This window comes from Mesorhizobium sp. M4A.F.Ca.ET.050.02.1.1 (assembly GCF_003997725.1).
In the GTDB taxonomy this organism is placed as follows: domain Bacteria; phylum Pseudomonadota; class Alphaproteobacteria; order Rhizobiales; family Rhizobiaceae; genus Mesorhizobium.
Genome location: NZ_RZSG01000600.1, coordinates 1 through 3745 on the forward strand (window position 1 = coordinate 1; position 3745 = coordinate 3745).

Consider the following 3745-nt stretch of genomic DNA (forward strand, 5'->3'; position numbering starts at 1 on the left):
GATCTCAACCATGACAACAAGCTCGACACCGACGAGACCTGGATCTTCACGGCTACCGGCACGGCCGTAAAGGGCGACTATTCCAACATCGGCTCCGTGTCGGGCGAGGGCGGAGGCACGACGGTCAACGACAGCGACGGCTCCAGCTATTTCGGCGCCGATCCGAAGATCGACATCGACAAGGTTACGGTCGACGGCGCGACGTCGGGCGACGGGCTGACCATCCTGGCCGGCGAGTCGATCTCCTGGAAGTACACCGTGACCAATCTGGGTAATGTCGCCCTGTCGGGTATCAATGTGACCGACGACCAGGGCGTAGTCGTTACGGCGGATCTCGTCGGCGGCTTCAACGTCGGCGACGCCAATCAGGACGGCAAGCTCGACCTCACCGAGACCTGGATCTACACCGGCACCGGTGTCGCCGGCATCGGCAGCTACAGCAATATCGGCACCGCCTCCGGCTCGTTCACCGACGATGCCGGCCACACCGCCAATCCCAGCGACACAGACCCCTCCAGCTATTTCGGCGCCGACCCGCAGATCAAGATCGACAAGGTGACGGTCGACGACGCCGCCTCGGGCGATGGCATCAGCATCCTTTCCGGCGAGCCGATCTCCTGGAAATACACGGTGACCAACCTGGGCAACGTCGCGCTGTCGGGCATCAACGTGACCGACGACCAAGGCGTGGTGGTTTCGCCGGACCTCGTTGGCGGCTTCAATGTTGGCGATACCAACCAGGACGGCAAGCTCGACCTGACCGAGGCCTGGGTCTACACCGGCACCGGCGTCGCCGGCATCGGCGACTACAGCAATATCGGCACCGCCTCCGGCTCCTTCACCGACGATGCCGGGCATACCGCCACGCCTCAGGACACCGACCCCTCCAGCTATTTCGGCGCCGACCCGCATATCACGCTGGACAAGAAGACCAACGGCGTCGATCACGGCCTCAACATCTTCCAGGGCCAGCCGGTGACCTGGACCTACGACGTCAAGAACGACGGCAACGTCGCGCTGTCGAACGTGGTGGTGACCGACGACAACGGCACTCCTGGCATTGGTGACGATTTCCATCCGGCGGCGATCCTCTCCGGCGGCTTCAACTCCGGCGACGCCAACCAGAACGGCCTGCTCGACGTCGGCGAGACCTGGCACTACCAGGCCACCGGCACCGCGCAGCTCGGCGGCTATGTCAACAACGCCACCGCCACCACCGATGCCTATACCGATACGGCCGGCCATTCGCGCACGCCGAGTGCCACCGACAGCAGCGACTATGAAGGCTACTCCAACAAGGCGCTGACGCAGGGCTTCTGGGGGAGTCATACCGACGCCTGGGACAACATCCCCGGCAACGAAGGCAATCCCACCAAGAGCGCCGTCAAAAGCGGCGTCCTGTCCAGTCTCGACGTCAACCCGAGCGTCGACGACCCAGCCACCGTCGGCGTCGACGAGAGCAAATACCTGCTGCTTGGGGATGCGAACCACAACGGCTTGGTCGACGACGACCACAACCTGTGGATTTCAATCTCCCTGGCAAAATCCATTGAATCAAGTTCGACCAGCGGCGACGCGCGCGTCATCATGCTGCAGCAGGCGATCGCCGCCCAGCTCAACATCGACAACGGCGTGGCGCAGCCCTTCAACTTGATCGACGAAGCTGTGATGTGGCTGAAGGGCCAGGGCGCCTGGGCGAGCCTCGGCGTCAATCTCGACAGCAACAATGACGGCTTCATCGACACCAACGGCGCCGGCACGGCGTTGGCGGGCCCCGCGGTGAAGACCAGCTCGATCGCCTGGAACAAATATGTCGACGTCATCGACCCGGCATCCGGCATTGCCGACTGGAACGGCGGCCAGGAAGCCAATGGCGAGGGCCTGAAGAACGCGCTGATGTGGTTCAACCAGGATCAACTGGTGACCTCGGGGCCGGGCGGCAACGTCGGCTGGTTCAATGGCACCACCATCATCGACGAGCATCCCAACACGCTCGACCAGTTCTGGCTGACGCTGCACGAGGTGGGAGGCCTGACGGGCATCAAATGAGCTGGCGTCCGGCCTTTCGGCCGGCACCTCTCTGCTGCGTTGCCGCGTGAATTGGCATGGCAAAGGGTTCCGCCATCTTCGATCTGGCGCAGGCGAGGCTTCCCGGTCTCGGCTTGATCGCCTGCGCCATTCTGCTCGCCCTGGCCGGCGCGATTGGCGCGTTGCCGGCCTGGGTCTGGCTGATCCCACCGGCGCTGGCGGGCGCCGGCGCGTTTGCCTTGTTGCGTGCGCCCGGCAGCGCTGACGCCGTTGCCGGTGTCGTGCGGCGTCCGACGGCAAGGCCCGGCACCCGGCCGCCGGGCTCGGAACTCGCAGCGGCCATGCGCTCCTGCCGCTCGGCCTTTGCCGCCATCGCCCTGTTCAGCGGCGTGCTCAACGTGCTGATGCTTTCGAGCTCGATCTACATGCTCGAGATCTACGACCGCGTGCTGCCCAGCCGCAGCGTGCCGACGCTGATCGGCCTCAGCCTGCTCGTCGCCATCCTCTATGCCGGCCAGGCCGTGCTCGATTTCGTGCGCGGCCGCATCCTGGTACGCATCGGCACCGCGCTTGACGAGGCGCTCGGTGCCCGCGTCTATGCCAGCGTGCTGAAGCTGCCACTGAAGCTTGGGCGCGGTGGCGACAACATGCAGCCGGTGCGCGATCTCGACAGCGTGCGCACCTTCATGTCGGGCAGCGGCCCGACCGCGCTGTTCGACCTGCCGTGGCTGCCGCTCTATCTGGCCATCATCTTCATGTTCCACGTGCTTCTCGGCCTGACCGCGCTGGTCGGCGCGATCGTGCTGGTGCTGCTCACCGTCTATGCCGAGCGGCTGACGCGCAAGCCGGTCACGTCAGGCACGCAGACCGGCATCGTGCGCAACGGCCTGACGCTCGCCGGCAACCGCAATGCCGAGGTGATCGCGGCCTTGGGCATGGGCGGCCGCATGGCCGCAAAGTGGGAGGAGGCCAACCGCGACTATCTCGCCGAGCAGCGCAGCGTCAGCGACATTGCCGGCGGCTTCGGCGCCGTCTCCAAGATGCTGCGCATGCTTCTTCAATCGGCCATGCTCGGCGTCGGCGCCTGGCTGGTGATCGAGCAGCAGGCGACGGCCGGCATCATCATCACCGCCTCGATCCTCAGCGGCCGTGCGCTGGCCCCTGTCGACCTGGTCATCGCCAACTGGAAGGGGTTCCTCACCGCGCGGCAAGGCTGGCAGCGGCTGAACAGGATGCTCGCCGCCATGCCGGCCGACGCCCGGCCGATGGCCCTGCCGATGCCTGCCCGTCATATCTTCATGCAGATCGTCAGCATCGCCGCGCCAGGAACCCAGCGGCTTCTGGTGCATGAGGCGAGCTTCGCGCTCGAGGCCGGCCATGCCGTCGGCATCATTGGGCCGAGCGGCTCCGGCAAGTCGACGCTGGTCAGGGCGCTGGTCGGCGCCTGGCCGCTTGCGGCGGGCCGGGTCCGGCTCGACGGCGCCGACCTCGACCAGTGGTCGCAGGAGGATCGCGGCCGCTTCATCGGCTACCTGCCGCAGGACGTCGAGCTGTTCGCCGGCACGGTGGCCGAGAACATCGCCCGTTTCGAGCCGGACGCCGATCCGGCATTGGTCATCGCCGCCGCCAGGGCCGCCGGCGCGCATGATCTCATCGTCGGCTTCCGCGACGGCTACGAGACCGAGATCGGCGAGCTCGGCGAGGCGGTCTCGGCCGG

The 3745-nt window shown here is 66.2% G+C and carries 2 protein-coding genes; both read left to right on the forward strand.

What is annotated here, in order from left to right:
• A partial coding sequence (locus tag EOA33_RS27655) for a hypothetical protein (RefSeq protein WP_210212618.1) occupies window positions 1–2049 on the forward strand: 2049 nt, incomplete at its 5' end.
• 56 nt (window positions 2050–2105) lie between these two features.
• On the forward strand, window positions 2106–3745 hold a 1640-nt coding region (locus tag EOA33_RS27660; protein ID WP_127407088.1), incomplete at its 3' end, for a type I secretion system permease/ATPase.